Origin of the sequence: Ralstonia mannitolilytica, from assembly GCF_000954135.1 — a bacterium.
Classification (GTDB): domain Bacteria; phylum Pseudomonadota; class Gammaproteobacteria; order Burkholderiales; family Burkholderiaceae; genus Ralstonia; species Ralstonia mannitolilytica.
In genome coordinates, this window is record NZ_CP010799.1 from 757,345 (window position 1) to 773,909 (window position 16,565).

Below are 16,565 nucleotides of genomic sequence, written 5' to 3' on the forward strand. Positions count from 1 at the left end.
GGTGAACCCGTCTTGCCAGCTAGGTGGCGCTGGGCGTCCAGCGATGCGGGAGCAGTTCGGCGATGTCGGCCGCCTTGTGGGTCGGCAGTCGCGTGAGGACGTCTTTCAGATAGGCGTAGGGATCGTGCCCGTTGAGCTTGGCCGATTGGATCAGGCTCATGACGGCAGCCGCGCGTTGACCGGCGCGCAGTGAGCCTGCAAACAACCAATTGGAGCGACCCAGGGCAACCGGCCGGATCTGTCGCTCGACGTGGTTGTTGTCGATGGGCACCGTCGGGTCGTCGAGGTAACGCACGAGAGCCGGCCACCGCTTGAGGCTGTAGTCAATGGCCCGCGCGATCGCCGAGCCGTCTGGGACGCGGCGTCGCTGTTCCTCGAGCCAGGCGTGCAGCCGCTCTAGAATCGGGCCAGCCCTTTGTTGCCGCGCTGCCAGGCGCTGGTCTGGCTCAGCATCCCGCACTTGCGCCTCGATCTCGTACAAGCTCACCATGTAGCGCAGTGCCTGGCCCGCCAATTCGCTCTTGTGCTTGTCGTGCAGTTCAAAGAACTTGCGCCGCGAATGGGCCATGCAACCGATCTCAGTGACGCCACCGTCGAAGCTGGCCTTGTAGCCGGCGAAGTCATCACATACCAGCTTGCCTTGCCACTGCCCCAGGAACGCGCGAGCGTGCTCGCCGCTGCGGCTGGGCGCAAACTGGTAAATCACCGCGCGCATCTTCTCGAACTCGCTCGGCGCATAGGCCCACAGGTAGGCGCGGTGCGTCTTGCCATTGCCGGGCGCGAGCATCTGCACTGGCGTTTCGTCGGCGTGCAGAACACCGTGGCTCAGAACCTCTTCTTGCAGGGCGTCCACCAGCGGTTGCAGACGCACGCCACAGATGCCCACCCACGCGCCCAGTGTCGATTGCGGGATGGCCAGACCGGCGCGCGCATAGATGCGCTCCTGCCGATACAGGGGAAGGTGGTCGCCGAACTTGGACACCAGCGTATGTGCCAGCAGTCCGGCCGTCGGGATGCCTTTGTCGATGACGTGGGGTGGCACCGGCGTCTGCACCAGCGTCTCACACTGATCGCACACCCATTTGCCGCGGATGTGACGCTCCACGGTGAACGTGCCCGGCGTGTAGTCCAGCTTCTCGCTGATGTCTTCGCCAATGCGCTTGAGCGCACACCCACAGGTGCAGGTCTCTGCGTCCGGCTCGTGGTGGATGTCGGTGCGCGGCAACTGCGGCGGCAATGCCTGGCGCTTGGGCTTGCTCTTGGCTTCAGATTTGGACGACGGCAGGAGCGCTTCCAGTTCGGTCTCAATCGCCTCGAGGTCTGCGTCAATGGCTTCGTCCAGCAGACTCGCCTGTTCAGATGTCAGTTGCTCGCTGCGCTTGCCGAACTTCCAGCGCTTGTGGATGGCCAGCTCGTGTGTGAGCTGGTCGATCTTGGCTTGCCGGTACCGCAACTCCCGGTCCTTCTCGCCGACCTGGGCCATCAACTGCGCAGCCAGTGTGCGCAGTTCGTCCGGGCTCAGGGCATCGAGGTTGGTGGGTAGGTTCATGCGGCGAGTCTGCCAGAACCCCAAGTCCTCTGGAAGGAAGCCAGTTTACGGCTTTGGGGGTATTACACGACCGTGATCGCGTGGTCGTGGGTGAGCGTCTGCCAAGGCAGCCCCGTCACCAGCGCACGCAATTGCTCGGGATTGAGCGCCGTGGCGATCGCCTGGTCGCCGTTCGTCCAGATGAAGCGCCCCTTGTTGAGGCGCCGCGCGGCCAGCCAGATGCCGAAGCCGTCGTAGACCAGCACCTTCATGCGCGTCGAACTCTTATTGGCAAACAGGTAGGCGTGGTGGGGGCGTGCCGCGCCGAACACCTTGACGACCCGCGCGAGGATCGTTTCGGTACCGGCGCGCATGTCCAGCGGCTCCACGGCCAACCAGATCGCGTCCACCCGAATCAACGCAACCACCCTTGCAGCCACTGGGCGCACTGCGCTGCGGCCGATCCCGGCCAGCGAAGACTGATCGTCGTCGCGCCACGGCGGACTTCGATCTGGATGTCCGGCACGGCAGTGGTCGGCTCGCCGATCCGCAACGGGATGAACTCGCCTTGCGGCACCCTCATCAACTCGCGGTCCTCAGGCGCGCCATTCTTTGCTTCCTGCTCGGCGACCCAGCGCCGCAGCAGATTCGCATTGAGGCGATGGTGCAGGGCTATCGCCGCGATCGAAACACCCGGCTGCATGCACTCCTGCACTGCCTTGGCCTTGAACTCGGCGCTATGCCGACGTCGGCGCCGTATTGGCGCGCTCTCTTCGATAGTGTCCACGTGTCCACCTAGAACTAGATGGACACGATGCTCCTTGCTACGCGGGTCCCCTTCAAGACGGGTTCACCGGGTGCTTACGTTGCACCAGCGTCTCGTTCTCCAGCAACTTGCCCTTGAGCACACCGTTCACATACACGAGCTGATCGTCATCAGTCAGCTCACCTTCGAACAAGCCGTTGACCTTGCTGATGATCTCGTCAAGGAAAGCTCGTTGCTTGTCTTGAACAGCGCCACTACCCACCGAGTCCATCGGCGGAAGCTTGGGGTTCTCTCCATGCTTCAGGTCTAGCGGCTGCCGGCCGAGATTCCGCAGGTTGTGATGCGTGAGCACAACCTTGGTTAGATCAACCGTGTCTCGCTCGCGCCCGAACTCGAGAAGCGGAATCAACAGCTTGTAAAACACGAAACGCTTTTCGATGTCCGTGTTGCCGTAGTCGAAGATTTGCGACAAGAACGCATAGAGCCGGCAAAAGGCGCCCATATCGTTCTTGAATAGAACCAGTGCTTCAAGTGCATCCTTTGCCGTTTGGGAGGCGGCAGCGTCTTTCGCTTCCTCTGCGCTCTTCATGTCCGCTTGTGCAGCCTTGTATCGACGCAGCAAACGGTCCGCTACAGGGGCAATCGCTGAACTCAGCTGCGCTTGCGTCGACTTCGGGTCGGCATCAACCTTCGCTACGCGCTCAACCTCGAAGTCGTCGTAGTAGCCAGCCGCATCAAGCTTCGCGCGCAAGTCGTAGACCTGATGCGGGTCGGTGGTGGATTCCAGCGCGGCGGTTTCGTAGTAGGTCTTGAACGCCTTGAGAATTTCGCCGGCATCGTTGGCGAAATCCAAGATATAGGTCGTGTCCTTGCCTGGGTGGGCGCGGTTCAGGCGAGAAAGTGTTTGCACCGCCTGAATACCGCCGAGCATTTTGTCGACGTACATGCCGCACAACAACGGCTGGTCAAAGCCCGTTTGGAACTTGTTGGCGACTAGCAGAAGGTGATACTCGGGCTCCGCAAAGGCGTCTCGGATATCGCGCCCTTTCAGGCCCGGATTCAAGTCCTTGTTCGTCTCCGTTACTGGGGTAGGGAAGCTCTCCGGGTCATCCACTTCACCAGAGAACGCCACCAGCACCCCCAGCGGATAGTTCTGTTTTGCGATGTAGGCACGAATCGCCTTCTGCCACCGCACAGCCTCTTTGCGGCTGGCCACCACCACCATCGCTTTCGCCTTTCCATTCAGCAGCGGCTGGACATTCTCGCGATAGTGCTCGACCACGACCTGTACCTTCTGCGCAATGTTGTAGGGGTGCAGCCGAACCCACTGCATGATGCCTTTCATGGCAGCACTGCGTTCGACCTGCTTCTCATCCAGCTCTTGCCCGTTGTGGGCCAGCTTGAACGCTAGCTTGTAGGTCGTGTAGTTTTTCAGCACGTCGAGGATGAAACCTTCTTCGATTGCCTGGCGCATGGAATACACATGAAACGGCTCCGGCAACCCATCCGCTCCTGGACGCCCAAACAATTCCAACGTCTTTTGCTTTGGCGTAGCCGTAAAGGCTACATACGTCAGCCCCTTCGCCCCGGTGCGCGCATCCATCTGCGCCGCGAGGAGTGCTTCCGTATCGATTTCACCGCCGTCTTGCAGGTCTGCCCATTCCTCTGCTGAGAGCAACTGTTTGAGCTTGGCGGCAGATTCCCCCGTTTGCGAGCTATGCGCCTCGTCCGCAATAACGGCAAATCGCTTGCCCTCTGTCGCAGCAAGTTTCTGCACCTCGCTCAGTGCGTGCGGGAAAGTCTGAATGGTGCAAACGATGATCTTTTTGCCGTCTTTGAGCGCTTGCCCCAACTGTCCGCTCTTGCTGCCGTGTTCGTTCGTGATGGAGGCGACCACGCCGGTTGTGCGCTCAAAGTCAAAGATGGCCTCTTGCAACTGCGCGTCCAGTACCGTGCGATCGGACACCACCAGCACGCTATCGAACATCTTCTTGTGCTCGGCATCGTGCAGGTCAGCAAGAAAGTGTGCTGTCCAGGCAATAGAGTTCGTCTTGCCGGAGCCTGCCGAATGCTGGATGAGGTAGCGTTGCCCTGCGCCTCGCTCGAGCACGTCCGCCACCAGCTTGCGGGTTGCATCAAGCTGGTGATAGCGCGGGAAGATCACGCTCTTGAGCTGTTTCTTGTCGTCTCGCTTGCCAATCAGATAGCGGTGCAGGATGTCCAGCCAGCTTTCTCGCGCCCACACCTCTTCCCACAAATATGCAGTGGCAAAGCCGTTCGGGCTGGCCGCGTTGCCCGCACCGCCATGGTTGCCTCGGTTGAACGGCAAGAAGTGCGTTGCCGGGCCAGCCAATCGCGTGGTCATCATCACTTCCGATTGGCTCACCGCAAAATGTACCAACGCACCACCCGGAAAGCTCAACAACGGCTCGGCGACGCCGCCTTTCGGTTGCGGATTCCGGTCAAAGCGGTATTGATCCACCGCGTCATACACGCTTTGCGTAAAGTCCGACTTCAACTCCGCCGTTGCGACCGGAATGCCGTTGAGGAACAACACCAAATCCAATTCGTCTTTGGGGTGGTTTGGCGAGTGACACACCTGTCGTACGACGCGAAGTCGGTTTGCAGCGTACTTCGCCTGAATGGCCGGGTTGATTGCCAGCGCGGGCTTGAACTGCGCCAGCTCTAGCGGTTCTCTCAAGCCCAGCATTTCCACACCACGTCGCAGCACATCTAGCGTGCCGCGCTCGTTCAGGTTCTTGCGCACGCGCTCGGCCAACACTTGCTGCAATGCCACGCCGTGGGTTTTCGTGAGGCGTTGGTAGTTGTCGGGCTGTGTCGTCTCTATCCACGCCAGCAAATCCGGCAGAAACAATCCGGAGGTGCGGTCAAATAGGCCTGCATCGCCTGCCGAGTACAACCACCCATTGGCGGCCAAGTGCTCGCAGATTTCCGTTTCGAAGTGGTGTTCCTGGTGCAGATTGGTTTGGCTCATGGCGTTTCCGGCGTGTTCCTTGTGTTGTTCTATCCGGCGTTCGGTTTCGCTCAGTTTTCTGCGTAGCTGCGGTCAAGCAATGGCTTGGCGCGTTCTAGATCTGTTGCGTCGCGCAATGTCACCTCGACATCGCCTGTGCCCCAATGGCCGATTTGACTTACGTCGCGACAGAAGTCTTCTTCGAGTTGCACTGTGGTCGGGTCGAGCTTAAGAGTGATTTTTAGGTGGGTGGACGATGCCTTCAGACAAGCAAAGTTTTTCAGCCGTCGGAACGCGGTATAGAGTTTGAGCCTTTTCTCCTGCACGTCTTCGCCTAACGCAATGAGGTAGTCGGAGGTTTGCGTGTAGAGCACACGGATTTCTGGGGTTGCCAACTCTAATTGCTCTGCAAGCGATCTGTCCTTGCCAGCAGGCTTCGGAGTTGCGGGCAGTTCCGATGAATCAGCATCGCTCGCTGGCTTGACAGCGGCGGCATCCGGCACGCTTTGCGCATTTACCAACTCTAGCAACAGCAGATCGTCGCCAAACTGCTTGTAGCGCAGCAACTCGATGTTGCGCGGTATTTGCTGTACCGCATGTTGGTCGTAGCGGGTGAAATCCGATGCGATGCACAGGAGCCGTGTGCCGCTCCACTCGATACGTTCGGCCACCTCCTTGCCGAGCGTTTCCATTACCAGCCAGCGGAACTCAGCTTGATGGTCGAGCAGCCAATCGAGATAGAACAACCCTTGGTTGATGACGTTCTCGTTGCTGTGGCGCTTGTACTCGATGATGACGGGGCAGCCGTTTTCATCCAGCCCTAGGGAATCGATGCGGCCCCGATGTGTTTTGCCGGTGGCGTATTCGCTCGCGAGGAGGCGCACGCCCAACAGCGTTTCCATTTGGCGCTCGAAGAGCGTTTGCAGTGTCTTCTCCAACGGTGCGGCATGACCGGACAGTTCAGTGGCGCACCCGTTGCTAAGGCGAAATAGCTGGATGTCAGTCATGCAGTGGCAACTTCCTCGGTGTGGGCCTGTTGCTTCATCACGCCGCGTACGTCAATTTGGCCGGTAACGGCTGCGGTAATGAGAGCGCTGCGGCGCTCCTTCAGAAGCCCGATGCCGCGTTGCGCTTCGGCGGCAAGAAGGTCGATCTTCACGACTTCGACGTCGATATAAGCGGTAATCGCCTTCTGTTCCTCTATTGGCGGCACTAGGCACTCAATCATGCCGAGTTTGCTAGCTTTGATGCCAAGCGCTGTCGAGCCCGTTGCTAGCATTTCTAATCGCGCCTGGCAGCTCGCGCCCATCAGCCAGAACATCAGGAAGCGGTTGTCCAGCACACCGTGCAAGCCGCGAAATTTCACGACTCGCTGTGCGAGCGCTATGTCGGTACGGTCAATTTGGGCAACTTGACCAAGCGGCGCCTCGGTTGTGAATAACACATCGCCTCTTTCTGGCGCTCCTCGTGCGAGTAGCGCGGCAGCCTCTTCAGCGTCAACATATTCTTCCGATGCTTCGTAGTCGATTGCGCCATTGCGGATGTTTTTTGCGGTCACCAAGAACATTCCGTCTTCGCCTTTGGTTGGTGTACGACCGCGATAGTCGACAACAGGGCCGATAAATTTCGTTAGGCCGCCCATAATCCAGTGAGCGGGAACTATCCCCAACCACGCCACGCCAGAATCCTTCATCGGCACATCCGGATTGAGCCCGCGCGTGACGGCGTGCGAGATGGTGGCCTGGCGCTTCTCGGCCAGCAGGGCGATGAGCTTTTCCTGTTCGGCGATCAGCGCGTCGATCTTGGCGGTTTCGCGGTCTAGAAAGCCAGCGATGGTCGCCTGCTCGCCTTTAGGCGGGAGGGCCACAGGAACGCGGGAGTGATATTGCGGTTCGAGGTCCCACTGGTTGACCCGAATGCCCTTCGAGATGGCAAGGTATCCCGCGATATATCGCGGTGAGCGAAGTAGGTAGTGGAGATACCTTGGGCTCTCTTGATGTATGGCAGCGTAGACAAAATAGGCCGGACTAACGATTCCGCGATGCTCAGAGATGGCCACAGATCCTTGCCAAGCCTTCATCTTGTTGATCGCTAGGTCCCCCGGCGTGACGAGTTGGTAGGCGGATAAATCGTCAGAGGGCTTATTGTAATTGTCATCTCTGCTGGCCTTCGGGATGACTCCAAAGTCCCTGTAGACGGACAGCAGTTGTTCATCCTCATGGCCTTTGCGCTTGATACGGCGAAATAGTGTCCACAGTGGTGCGATACGCCAATGATCGGGAATTTCCCCGAGCCATTCGCTGCCGCTGTCCTTGTATGCCGCATACCTAGGCAAACTCATTCCGCCAACTCCTCGAGCATCTTCATGATGTTGGCCGACACGGTTTTCAAGTCTTCATCAATCGCGTGCAAACTACGCGGCGGCTCGAACACGTAGAAATGCCGATTGAACGGAATCTCGTAGCCGACTTTGGTCTTCTCCTCGTCAATCCACGCATCTGGCGCATGCGGTAGCACCTCGCGTTTGAAGTACGTCGAGATATCTTCTCCAAGGGGAACGTTCTCCGTGTCGCGTAGCGAGCTATCAGGCTGGGGCTTGCCCTTGTGCTTACCTTTGGTGCCAAGGACGATTTTGCCGCTCTCATCTCGGAGCGGTCGCTCGACTGTGATGGAGGTGTACCCGAAGTCTTCGTTCTTGAAGATGCGGGCGATAGGCACGCGCTTGAGCCTGCCGCCTTTCGGCGCGGTGGGCAGCGTGTCGGTATTCGTTATCAACCGCTGTTCGCCAACGGGCTTGCCGTCGGCATCTAGGGGGGTCACCAATTCCGCTTCAGTGAAATCGCCAAACAAGCGCGTCACAGTGGCGATGTGTTCCTCGCTCATTTCTTTGCGCTTGCTGCCCAAGCTCTTGCGCATCTTCTGCCAGAAGCTGCTGGCATCAATCAACTGGACATAGCCTTTGCGGTCATCCGGTTTGCGGTTCGACAAGATCCACACATAGGTGGCAATGCCCGTGTTGTAGAACATGTCGGTTGGCAAGCCGACGATGGCTTCCACCAAATCGTTCTCCAGCACATAGCGCCGGATTTCACTCTCCCCGCTACCCGCGCCGCCAGTGAAAAGAGGTGAGCCGTTGAGGACGATGCCAAAGCGGCTGCCCCCCTCCTGCGCCGGGCGCATCTTAGACAGGAGGTGCATCAAGAACAGCATCGATCCATCGGACACGCGCGGAAGCCCAGGGCCAAATCGGCCATCAAAGCCTCTCTTCTCATGCTCATCGCGCACCACTTTTTCGACCTTCTTCCATTCCACGCCAAACGGCGGGTTGGCGAGCATATAGTCGAACTTGCGGCCGGCGTGGCCGTCGTCGCTCAGCGTGTTACCAGCAACGATGTTGGCAACGTCTTGTCCCTTGATGAGCATGTCTGCCTTGCAGATCGCATAGGACTCATCGTTGAGCTCTTGGCCGTACACCGTCAGCCTCGCCTGCGGGTTGTGTTCGTGCAAGTATTCGCTGGCGACGGACAACATGCCGCCCGTGCCTGCTGTGGGGTCGTAGATTGTGCGGACAACCGCATTGCCGGGGGTGAGTTCTTCGCTATCTTCGACAAACAACAGATTCACCATCAGTCGAATAACTTCGCGCGGCGTGAAGTGCTCCCCTGCGGTTTCATTCGAGATTTCCGCGAACTTGCGAATCAACTCCTCAAAAACTAGGCCCATACTCGCGTTGTCGACCTCCTCGGGGTGCAGGTCGATGTTGGCGAACTTTTCCGTTACGAGGTAGAGCAGGTTGGCCTTCGCTAGGCGCTCGATGTGCGTATGGAAGTCAAAGCGCTCGAAGATGTCGCGCGCCGCCGGTGAAAAGGCTTGCAAGTAGGCGTAGAGGTTCTGGCGGATGTGATCTTGATCGCCAAGCAGCTTGGCCAAGTCTAGCGGTGAGGTGTTGTAGAAGCTCTGGCCAGCTTTGCGCAAGAGAAACGGCTCCGGGTTCACGCCAGCCTTCGTCTTAGCTTCAAACTCAGCCAATACCTTGGCCTTAGTCGATTCCAGCACACAGTCCAAGCGCCGCAGTACCGTGAACGGAAGAATGACGCGCCCGTATTCGGATTGCTTGTAGTCCCCGCGAAGTAGGTCTGCGACCGACCAGATGAACGAGGAAAGTGCTTGATGGTTCATTGTTGTTGCCTGTGAGTGAGCGTAGCCGGTGGGGTCTGCATCGGTAGCCCGGAATTCTAAGGCGTCTGGGCCGGTGCCCGGCAGATACGGTCCTTAATGCGCTGGGCGGCTTTTCCGCTACGAATGTGTAGAGCGGTAACCGTTAGCCAGATCGCTGCCAAGCTAGTTGCCACCGCGCCAAGCCATTTCTGCGTGGTTTGCGCCTTAGACACTGACTGCATGAGCGCACCATTTACATACCCCTCACAAATCGCCTTGACCTCCGACTCAGAAAAACCGAACGACTCTTGCATGTTCGATCTCACCGAAGAACATTGGTCAAGTTTGAATGTCTCTCCTCGGAAGACATGCCCGACAGTCGTTCCGTCAGAGTTGAACCATATTCCCGATGGATTCATTTTCAGTATCGCTGGGGATGCGGCGACGAAGGCAGCGCTCCCGGTCAATAGGGCTGCGAGAAGATAGCCCAATCCGTTCCAAAAAAAATAGCCGTTTGTCGGCGGTGAAATGATGTCCGGATTTGCAATGTCTACCCACCGTCTGGCCTTCTGCAGCGCCGACATATCAAGTCTGTGGCGGCGAACCCATCTAATGAGTCGCTGCATATCTGCCATATTGGTGATTTTCAAGCCATAGATAAGCCTGAATTTCTCGAGATCCCGCATCTCTTGCATGAACGAGCGTAGGCGCGGGTCTTGGACTTCAGTGCTCCCTGCCACGACGCGCCACACTCGCTCCCACACTGCGTGTAGCGAATCGGTACGCCGCCAGTAGATGAGCAATCCCAGTAACAGAGAACCGAGCGATAGAAGCGTGCCTAGGAGCTTCGCAGACAGCGAGCTAGGAAGTATTGATGAGAAGTAATCCATAGAATTATCCTAGGGGAAACAGGGTCATATTTTCCGAGATTTTTCATGGATTTTCTGCCCAACTGGAAGAGGGTATGGCAGTTTCTGGGCACCAAAATGAGAAGCCGCCCAATGGGCGGCTCGCTTCAAACCATCAACAACCCATCACCTCACTCCGCAGGCGCCTCCACCTTCTTCCTAGGCCCCCGGCTAAACCGAGCCGACAACGCCTGTCGAGCCGCATCCAGCCCTTCTCCCTTACCAGCCACCTTCAAGAAGGCATACCCCTCCAGCGAACCCGTCATCAAATCGCTGCCTAGCGCCAGCTGCGAGTCGCGCATCTTTTCGTAGAGCTTTTCAATGCGGACCAAGCGAGGCGGAGCGTGTCAAAGCCAGCAAGGTCGCGGCGCAGCTCAGCAAGGCTGAAGTTAGCCGGCAACACGCCCGGGTTGTTACCCAACACTTCCACAGCCTTACGGCAAAACGCTTCCGACTTGTCGCCCATCTTCATGAGCGTGCTGCGTTGCTCGACCGATAGACCAGCGAGCTTCTCTTCCAGTGTCTTCAGTGCCGCGTCAACGGCGGTCAGGTCCGCAGGGCTTGGCTGAAACGAAATCAGGTTTTGTGACATTGCAATCCTTTTTGGTTGGCAACGTTATGCCGGTTGGCACAATCGGGCGAGATTGGCGTGCCGCGGCCTTGGTAGCAATGCAAGCGGCGACATTTGACAATTGGACCGGCGTGCTCCGAAGCAAACCGCTTGGTCATCGCCTGTTTCGCTTCAGTGTTGGAGAGTGACGCTCGACTCATGGACAGTCGAGTTCGAGTGTTTGAGAGTCGAGCCTGACTCTCAAAGCGTGACGTTTCAGTGCCAAACGGTGGAGTGCGAGGCTCAAACACTCCCGCTTCAGTGTTCGAGGGTGACTACCTCCACCCTCAGACAGTGAGACTTCAGTGTTTGAGGGTGAAGTGCGACCGTCGGAGGCTCGAGCTTCACCGTTTTAGGCTGAAGCGCGACTCTTTGAGAGTGGCGCTCCACGGTCTGACGGTGGAGCGCTAGTCTCAGGCCGTCGATGGTGCGGGACTGACAGAAAGCTAGTGAGCGTTGCCGCCGCCGAACGGCGCTTCCTTTGCCGCGATGCGAGCGCGTAGCTCGTCGTTTCGGTGTTGGCCGTTCTCGCCAAAGTGAATCAGGCGGTGACACGTAGGGCAGATGGCACCGACGTACTTCGGGTGGTCCAGTCCACCATCGGAAAGCCTGTTGATGTGGTGCGGTTCGAGATACGGTGTGCCGTCGCTTTTGCGATTGAACGGTGCCGGCGCCTCGCAAAGTTCGCAGTGGCCCTGCGCCCGCGCCAAGACATATCGCTTAACGCGGGCACTGCGCTGGTATGCGATCCGCACAGTCTCTTTCGGGTCTGCGATGGGGCCACCGGGCTGACATGCAGCAATCGCCGCTTGCCTCAACGCCGACAGGTCCGCTGGTGGGCTCTCGGCCTTCGTCGTGCCGCCGTCGTCTGGATCGGGCAGATCGTCAAGTTCGCGACGCAGCGTGTTCGATACCGGCATGAGCCGAAACACAATCACATCTCGTTCGGTTCCGTTGCGGTCCACGTCCCGTTTGATGAAGTGCGAGTCACAAGCGAACTCGCCCAAGTAGACGCAAGGCTTCCCCTTGCCGGTCATCCGAAAGACATGCAGTGCGCGGCCGTCCTTCGCGTGAGAGGCAATGGCGAGGTTGCCCTTCGTCATCTTCATATCGCCCAGCTGTCCCTCACCAACGTAGTGCAGGTAACCAAATGCGTCGAACTCGTCTGTGTAGCCGTGCTGCCCGCCAGTCCCCGTGAACAGAAAGATGGCCGGGGATTGTCGGGAGGGCGCGATGCCGCTTTGGCCGCTGCCTCCGAACTTTCCCGTGATCTCTTTTTTGCGGTTGTAGGCCTTCCCGATGACGAACTCGGGAATCTCGGTCGCCGTTGCAGCCTTGGGCTGAACGGTCTCCTGGTCGTTACTGGGCAGCATGCAATCCCCCCGGATTGGCTGTAAATTTTTGTGCCCATTTTATGTCACGCTAGTCCGCGCTGAGCGGTGCCCTCCGTTGCGCAAGCCCTGCGTCTTCAATCCGTGTGCACATTTCCCGCCGGAAATTAGGGGCTGCTCTTGCGCTTCGCTTTCGTATAATCCCCAGCGCTGCCGCACCAACGGCAGCCGGGTTTGGCGACCTGACATGGCAATACCAGAGAAGACGGACACCCGCCGCAGCGGTCTCGTCCGTATGCACTCGTGCATGCCCTTATGGCGGGCCGGGTGGGGAGACCTTCGGGTCTGCCGGCTTTCTCTGGGGGTCGGTTCGCCAGCCCCGCCGTCAGGCCCGCCACCCCCGTCTGGCGACGAGATGGCGAGCCTCCATCAACCCAGAGAGGCTGTCATGACTGCAAATCCCAGCGGGCACCGCCCCGCGTCTTATGTATCTCCGCCTGAACCAGCCACGCACGCGCCCACGTCGTCTGACGCAGGCACGCTCACCAAAAACCGCACCTATCTGAACGGCGCAATCGCAGCGCAGGCGTATCTCAGGCGCACACGCGCCGCCATGCGCAGCCACGGCCAATGCCGCCCGGGCATGCTGCGTGAGGAGCTTCAACACCTCTCCGCACACGCGTTCCCGCCGGCCTTCATCAAAGGCTTTATGGATGCGATTGATGCGTACGTATCGATGTCGCTCGGGGGCCGCGATGTCGATCCGCAATCGTGGGACGTGCTAGCCGCCATAGAGCGGCGTGGCTACAGCCAATAACAACAGATTGACGCATTCCCGTGACGGGCGGGAATGCCAGGTCCGATTAACGCCCGTGACGCCCCTCTCTCCGATACCCAGGCAACCAAGTCACCGTAGCGCGCACCGGCTCCGGCTCGATCAACGCCTTGTGCTTGCCGCTTCCGTAACGCTGAACGTATTCCCGCTCGCCCACCGCAGGCGGCTCCGCCATGGCCGAGCCGCCCACACCATGCAGGCCCCTTTACTGCTACGGCATAGAAACATGCACCTGCATGTCCCATGACACAACAGGAGGCAGGCATGCCCGAGCAAAAGCGCCCCACCAAAGCCGTCAAGCCCCAAGACCGTGGCCCGGTCCTCATGCGTCTGCGGCAGGCAAAGATGGCCAGGTCGGTGCACAGCTACGTGCGCGGCAATACCGAGAAGTTCTACGAATGGCTGGCCACGGTGCAGCCACACCTGCTGCCCGAAGGGCCCAGCATCTGGATCTGCGGTGACTGCCATGTCGGCAATCTCGGGCCCATTGGCGACATGCGGGGCAGCACGAGCATCCAGATTCGGGATCTCGATCAGACGGTCATCGGCAATCCTGCGCACGACCTCATCCGGCTGGGCGTGTCCCTCGCTACGGCGGCGCGCGGTTCAGACTTGCCCGGCATCGTCACCGCGCGCATGGTCGAAGGCCTGATGACGGGCTATCTGGACGGCATCGATCCCGACGGCGGCATGTCGCGGCCCGAGCGGCCGGCCGCTGTGCATACCGCCATGAAGGCCGCCACGGCGCGCACGTGGAAGCAGCTCGCCCGCGACCGGCTGGAAGACGCGTCGCCCACGATCCCGCTGGGCAAGCGCTTCTGGCCGCTGGCGCGTGAAGAGCAGCGCGAACTGAAGCGGCTGACGCATGAGCCCGGGCTGCTGGAGCTGGTCGGCCATCTTTACGGCAGCCATCGGGACGATGCGGAAATCGTCGACGCGGCTTATTGGGTCAAGGGCTGCAGCTCGCTCGGCAAGGGGCGCTATGCGGTGCTGGTCTCGGCCAAGGGGTGTGCCGAACGCCCGTATCGCCTGCTCGATTTCAAGGAGGCCGTGGCGCCCGCCGCACCTCGCGCACCGGGTGCAGACATGCCGCGGCACAACGGCGAACGCGTGGTTACCGGGGCGCGCCACGTCTGCCCCGAGTTGGGCAACCGCATGGCGTGGGTGCGCATGCTTGGCACAAGCTTCTTCGTGCGCGAGCTGCTGCCGCAAGACCTCAAGCTCGACGTCGAAACGCTGGGCAGCCGCGACGCCGTATCGCTGGCGACGTACCTCGGCCACGTGGTCGGCCTGGCGCATGGGCAGCAGATGCCGCGCGATGTCGCACTCGCATGGCGCCGCGATCTGAAGTCACGCCATGGCAAATCGATCGACGCACCGTTCTGGCTCTGGACGTCGATTGTCGATCTGATCGGCCTGCACGAACGGCAGTATCTCGAGCATTGCCGCGCGTGGGCGCGGTAGGCGGCATGGCCCCAACTTGTCTATCGCGGCCGCTGTGGTCCCGCTTCTGGTGACGGCACGATAGCGGCGCGGCTGCGCTGCCTCCGCAATGCGTGGCCGGGCTTCGCTTGCCCCAAACGGCGGTCGGTCCAAACCGGTGCCATTGCGCACCAACTGCAAGCTTTCGCTGCCCCGTCCCGCAGCGCAGCCCTCGCTCGAGAGCGCAGCCCAGGCAATCAACCGCTCGCACGTCGGCCCCGCACACCGCACATTGCTGCATGGCACAAAACTCGCATAAGGGGTGGGCGACCGGTCAGACCACGACCGTGTCTTTCTTCAATCCGGCCCATGGACAGCATTCCCTCCTCCGTCGCGCAGGCACTTCAGCGGCGCATCCTCAGCGGCGATTACCCGAGCGGCAGCCGCCTGCCGCCGCAGCGGGAGCTGGCAGAAAGCCTGGGCGTGAGCCGCGCGTCGTTGCGCGAGGCGCTGACGGTGCTCGAGACGCTGGGCCTGGTCGACATCCTGCCCAGCCGCGGCGTGGTGGTGCGCGGCCAGAAGTTTGGCGCAGAAGGGGCGAGTGCCGAGCGCATGCACCGCTCGTTTGCCACGCCGGCGCTGGGCACGCTGTCGCCGCGTCAGTTGATCGACCTGCGCCTGGTGCTCGAGCCCGGCTGGACAGCGCTGGCCGCCGCCCGCATGCATGCCGCCGGCCTGCGCCACCTGCAATGGCTGCAACAGCAGTTGGCCCATGCGCTGGCGCGCAATGACCTGCTGAGCGCGGCCGAGGCGGATTTGCACTTCCACCTGCTGCTCGCGCAGTTGTCGGGCAACCCGGGGCTGATGGCGATGGCGGGCCAGCTGGAGCACGCCATCGGCCACAGCCTGCGCCTGCCGTTTGCGCGCAATGGCGCAGACGACCACCCCGCGCACGAGCACGACGCCATCGTGCAGGCCATTGCCGCAGGCGATGCCGCCGCCAGCGCAGAGGCCATGCGCGCCCACCTTCTATCCGCCGCACGCCGCAGCGGCATCGACCTGAGCGCGCCGCAGCCTTCGCAGCATCCAGCGCCGGAGCCTTTGCCCGAGCCTTTGCGCTACGCGCCGATTTCTTTTCGCCTCGTCTCCATTTCTGAATCTGAAGGAGTATTTGAATGACTCGCGTTGCCGTCCGCCACACCCTGCGCTCCACGTCGCGCCGCACGTTCCTCTACGCCGCCATGGCGGTCAGCGCGGTCGCTGCGCTGCTGCCCGGCCGCCCGGCACATGCCGATGCGCTCGCCAACATCCAGAAGGCCGGCGTGATCCGCGTGGCGATCCCGAACGACTTCCCGCCGTTCGGCTCGCTCGGTCCGGATCTCAAGCTGCAGGGCTATGACATCGACATGGCCAACCTCGTCGCCAAAGAGCTCGGCGTGAAGGCCGAACTGGTGCCCGTGACGAGCACCAACCGCATTCCGTTCCTGACCACGGGCAAGGTGGACATCGTCATCTCGAGCCTCGGCAAGAACCCCGAGCGCGCGAAGGTGATCGACTTCACGCAGGCGTATGCGCCGTTCCCCAAGAGCGTGTACGGCCCGAAGGATATGTCGATCAAGAAGCCTGCAGACCTGGCCGGCAAGACGATCGGCGTGACGCGCGGCTCGACGGAAGACCTCGCCCTCACGGCGCTGGCGCCGGCCTCCGCCACCATCAAGCGCTATGAAGACAACAACGCCACTGCGCAGAGCTACCTGATCGGCCAGGTGCAGCTCGTCACGCTGGGCAACATCGTGGCCAACGCGGTCAACGAGCGCACGCGCCTGCGCCAGCTCGACTTGAAGTTCCCCGTGGAAGACACGCCGTGCTATGTGGGCGTTGGCAAAGGTGAAACCGCGCTGCTCGACAAGGTGAACGCCGCCATCACCAAGTTCAAGACGGACGGGCGCCTGAACGAGCTGTCGCAGCGCTGGATCAAGATGCCGCTGCCCACCCAACTGTAAGCACGCCGCATCCGCATGGGCCGCACACCA

General features: G+C 60.4%; 14 protein-coding genes. 4 read left to right on the plus strand and 10 right to left on the minus strand.

Translation table 11 applies throughout. From position 1 onward, the window contains the following. Positions 1–19 precede the first annotated feature (19 nt). The 10 genes from tnpC to TK49_RS03675 all read right to left on the minus strand — a co-directional run bounded on the left by tnpC (position 20) and on the right by TK49_RS03675 (position 12,317). Positions 20–1,549: an IS66 family transposase gene (tnpC, locus tag TK49_RS03630; RefSeq protein WP_009238807.1), complete on the minus strand. Its 1,530-nt coding sequence runs from the start codon at positions 1,547–1,549 to the stop codon at positions 20–22. Positions 1,550–1,611: 62 nt separating this feature from the next. Continuing rightward, positions 1,612–1,956 (minus strand): IS66 family insertion sequence element accessory protein TnpB, encoded by a 345-nt coding sequence (gene tnpB / locus TK49_RS03635; protein WP_146049720.1) that lies wholly within the window; start codon positions 1,954–1,956, stop codon positions 1,612–1,614. Beyond that, entirely contained in the window at positions 1,944–2,315 is a 372-nt protein-coding gene (gene tnpA, locus TK49_RS03640; RefSeq protein WP_004633552.1) for an IS66-like element accessory protein TnpA, read from the minus strand. The genes tnpB and tnpA overlap by 13 nt, the downstream gene beginning before the upstream one ends. Before the next feature lie 52 nt (positions 2,316–2,367). After that, the gene (locus TK49_RS03645) at positions 2,368–5,289 is read right to left on the minus strand and encodes a type I restriction endonuclease subunit R (RefSeq protein ID WP_240479910.1); all 2,922 of its coding nucleotides are present in this window, start codon (positions 5,287–5,289) and stop codon (positions 2,368–2,370) included. A 50-nt stretch (positions 5,290–5,339) separates the two neighbouring features. Continuing rightward, positions 5,340–6,275 carry a DUF5655 domain-containing protein gene (locus TK49_RS03650; protein WP_045785493.1) on the minus strand — a complete coding sequence of 312 codons (936 nt, stop codon included), beginning with the start codon at positions 6,273–6,275 and terminating at the stop codon, positions 5,340–5,342. After that, positions 6,272–7,609, minus strand: coding sequence for a restriction endonuclease subunit S (locus TK49_RS03655; protein WP_045785494.1), 1,338 nt, complete (start codon positions 7,607–7,609; stop codon positions 6,272–6,274). The genes TK49_RS03650 and TK49_RS03655 overlap by 4 nt, the downstream gene beginning before the upstream one ends. Beyond that, positions 7,606–9,447: a type I restriction-modification system subunit M gene (locus tag TK49_RS03660; RefSeq protein ID WP_045785495.1), complete on the minus strand. Its 1,842-nt coding sequence runs from the start codon at positions 9,445–9,447 to the stop codon at positions 7,606–7,608. The genes TK49_RS03655 and TK49_RS03660 overlap by 4 nt, the downstream gene beginning before the upstream one ends. A gap of 56 nt (positions 9,448–9,503) precedes the next feature. Beyond that, positions 9,504–10,316 (minus strand): DUF6216 family protein, encoded by an 813-nt coding sequence (locus TK49_RS03665; RefSeq protein ID WP_045785496.1) that lies wholly within the window; start codon positions 10,314–10,316, stop codon positions 9,504–9,506. Between the two features lie 295 nt (positions 10,317–10,611). Next, the gene (locus TK49_RS03670) at positions 10,612–10,926 is read right to left on the minus strand and encodes a hypothetical protein (protein ID WP_240479912.1); all 315 of its coding nucleotides are present in this window, start codon (positions 10,924–10,926) and stop codon (positions 10,612–10,614) included. Between the two features lie 464 nt (positions 10,927–11,390). Next, positions 11,391–12,317, minus strand: coding sequence for an HNH endonuclease (locus TK49_RS03675; protein ID WP_240479914.1), 927 nt, complete (start codon positions 12,315–12,317; stop codon positions 11,391–11,393). Between the two features lie 406 nt (positions 12,318–12,723). On the opposite strand from TK49_RS03675, the gene TK49_RS03680 reads away from it, so the two are divergent. The 4 genes from TK49_RS03680 to TK49_RS03695 all read left to right on the plus strand — a co-directional run bounded on the left by TK49_RS03680 (position 12,724) and on the right by TK49_RS03695 (position 16,535). Then, complete coding sequence (locus TK49_RS03680) at positions 12,724–13,092, plus strand: hypothetical protein (RefSeq protein ID WP_045787729.1); 369 nt, start codon at positions 12,724–12,726, stop codon at positions 13,090–13,092. A gap of 282 nt (positions 13,093–13,374) precedes the next feature. Further along, positions 13,375–14,574: a DUF2252 family protein gene (locus tag TK49_RS03685; RefSeq protein WP_045785497.1), complete on the plus strand. Its 1,200-nt coding sequence runs from the start codon at positions 13,375–13,377 to the stop codon at positions 14,572–14,574. Positions 14,575–14,901: 327 nt separating this feature from the next. After that, on the plus strand, positions 14,902–15,711 hold the full coding sequence (locus TK49_RS03690) for a FadR/GntR family transcriptional regulator (protein ID WP_045785498.1): 810 nt from the start codon (positions 14,902–14,904) through the stop codon (positions 15,709–15,711). Then, complete coding sequence (locus tag TK49_RS03695) at positions 15,708–16,535, plus strand: transporter substrate-binding domain-containing protein (protein WP_045785499.1); 828 nt, start codon at positions 15,708–15,710, stop codon at positions 16,533–16,535. Before TK49_RS03690 ends, TK49_RS03695 begins: the two co-directional genes overlap by 4 nt. The last annotated feature ends 30 nt before the right edge of the window (positions 16,536–16,565 follow it).

Excerpts from the sequence above, each read along its gene's own strand:
- tnpC (WP_009238807.1), bottom strand. The coding sequence starts at position 1,549 with ATGAACCTACCCACCAACCTCGATGCCCTGAGCCCGGACGAACTGCGC.
- TK49_RS03645 (WP_240479910.1), bottom strand. The coding sequence starts at position 5,289 with ATGAGCCAAACCAATCTGCACCAGGAACACCACTTCGAAACGGAAATC.
- TK49_RS03650 (WP_045785493.1), bottom strand. The coding sequence starts at position 6,275 with ATGACTGACATCCAGCTATTTCGCCTTAGCAACGGGTGCGCCACTGAA.
- TK49_RS03655 (WP_045785494.1), bottom strand. The coding sequence starts at position 7,609 with ATGAGTTTGCCTAGGTATGCGGCATACAAGGACAGCGGCAGCGAATGG.
- TK49_RS03660 (WP_045785495.1), bottom strand. The coding sequence starts at position 9,447 with ATGAACCATCAAGCACTTTCCTCGTTCATCTGGTCGGTCGCAGACCTA.
- TK49_RS03665 (WP_045785496.1), bottom strand. The coding sequence starts at position 10,316 with ATGGATTACTTCTCATCAATACTTCCTAGCTCGCTGTCTGCGAAGCTC.
- TK49_RS03670 (WP_240479912.1), bottom strand. The coding sequence starts at position 10,926 with ATGTCACAAAACCTGATTTCGTTTCAGCCAAGCCCTGCGGACCTGACC.
- TK49_RS03675 (WP_240479914.1), bottom strand. The coding sequence starts at position 12,317 with ATGCTGCCCAGTAACGACCAGGAGACCGTTCAGCCCAAGGCTGCAACG.
- TK49_RS03680 (WP_045787729.1), top strand. The coding sequence starts at position 12,724 with ATGACTGCAAATCCCAGCGGGCACCGCCCCGCGTCTTATGTATCTCCG.
- TK49_RS03685 (WP_045785497.1), top strand. The coding sequence starts at position 13,375 with ATGCCCGAGCAAAAGCGCCCCACCAAAGCCGTCAAGCCCCAAGACCGT.
- TK49_RS03690 (WP_045785498.1), top strand. The coding sequence starts at position 14,902 with ATGGACAGCATTCCCTCCTCCGTCGCGCAGGCACTTCAGCGGCGCATC.
- TK49_RS03695 (WP_045785499.1), top strand. The coding sequence starts at position 15,708 with ATGACTCGCGTTGCCGTCCGCCACACCCTGCGCTCCACGTCGCGCCGC.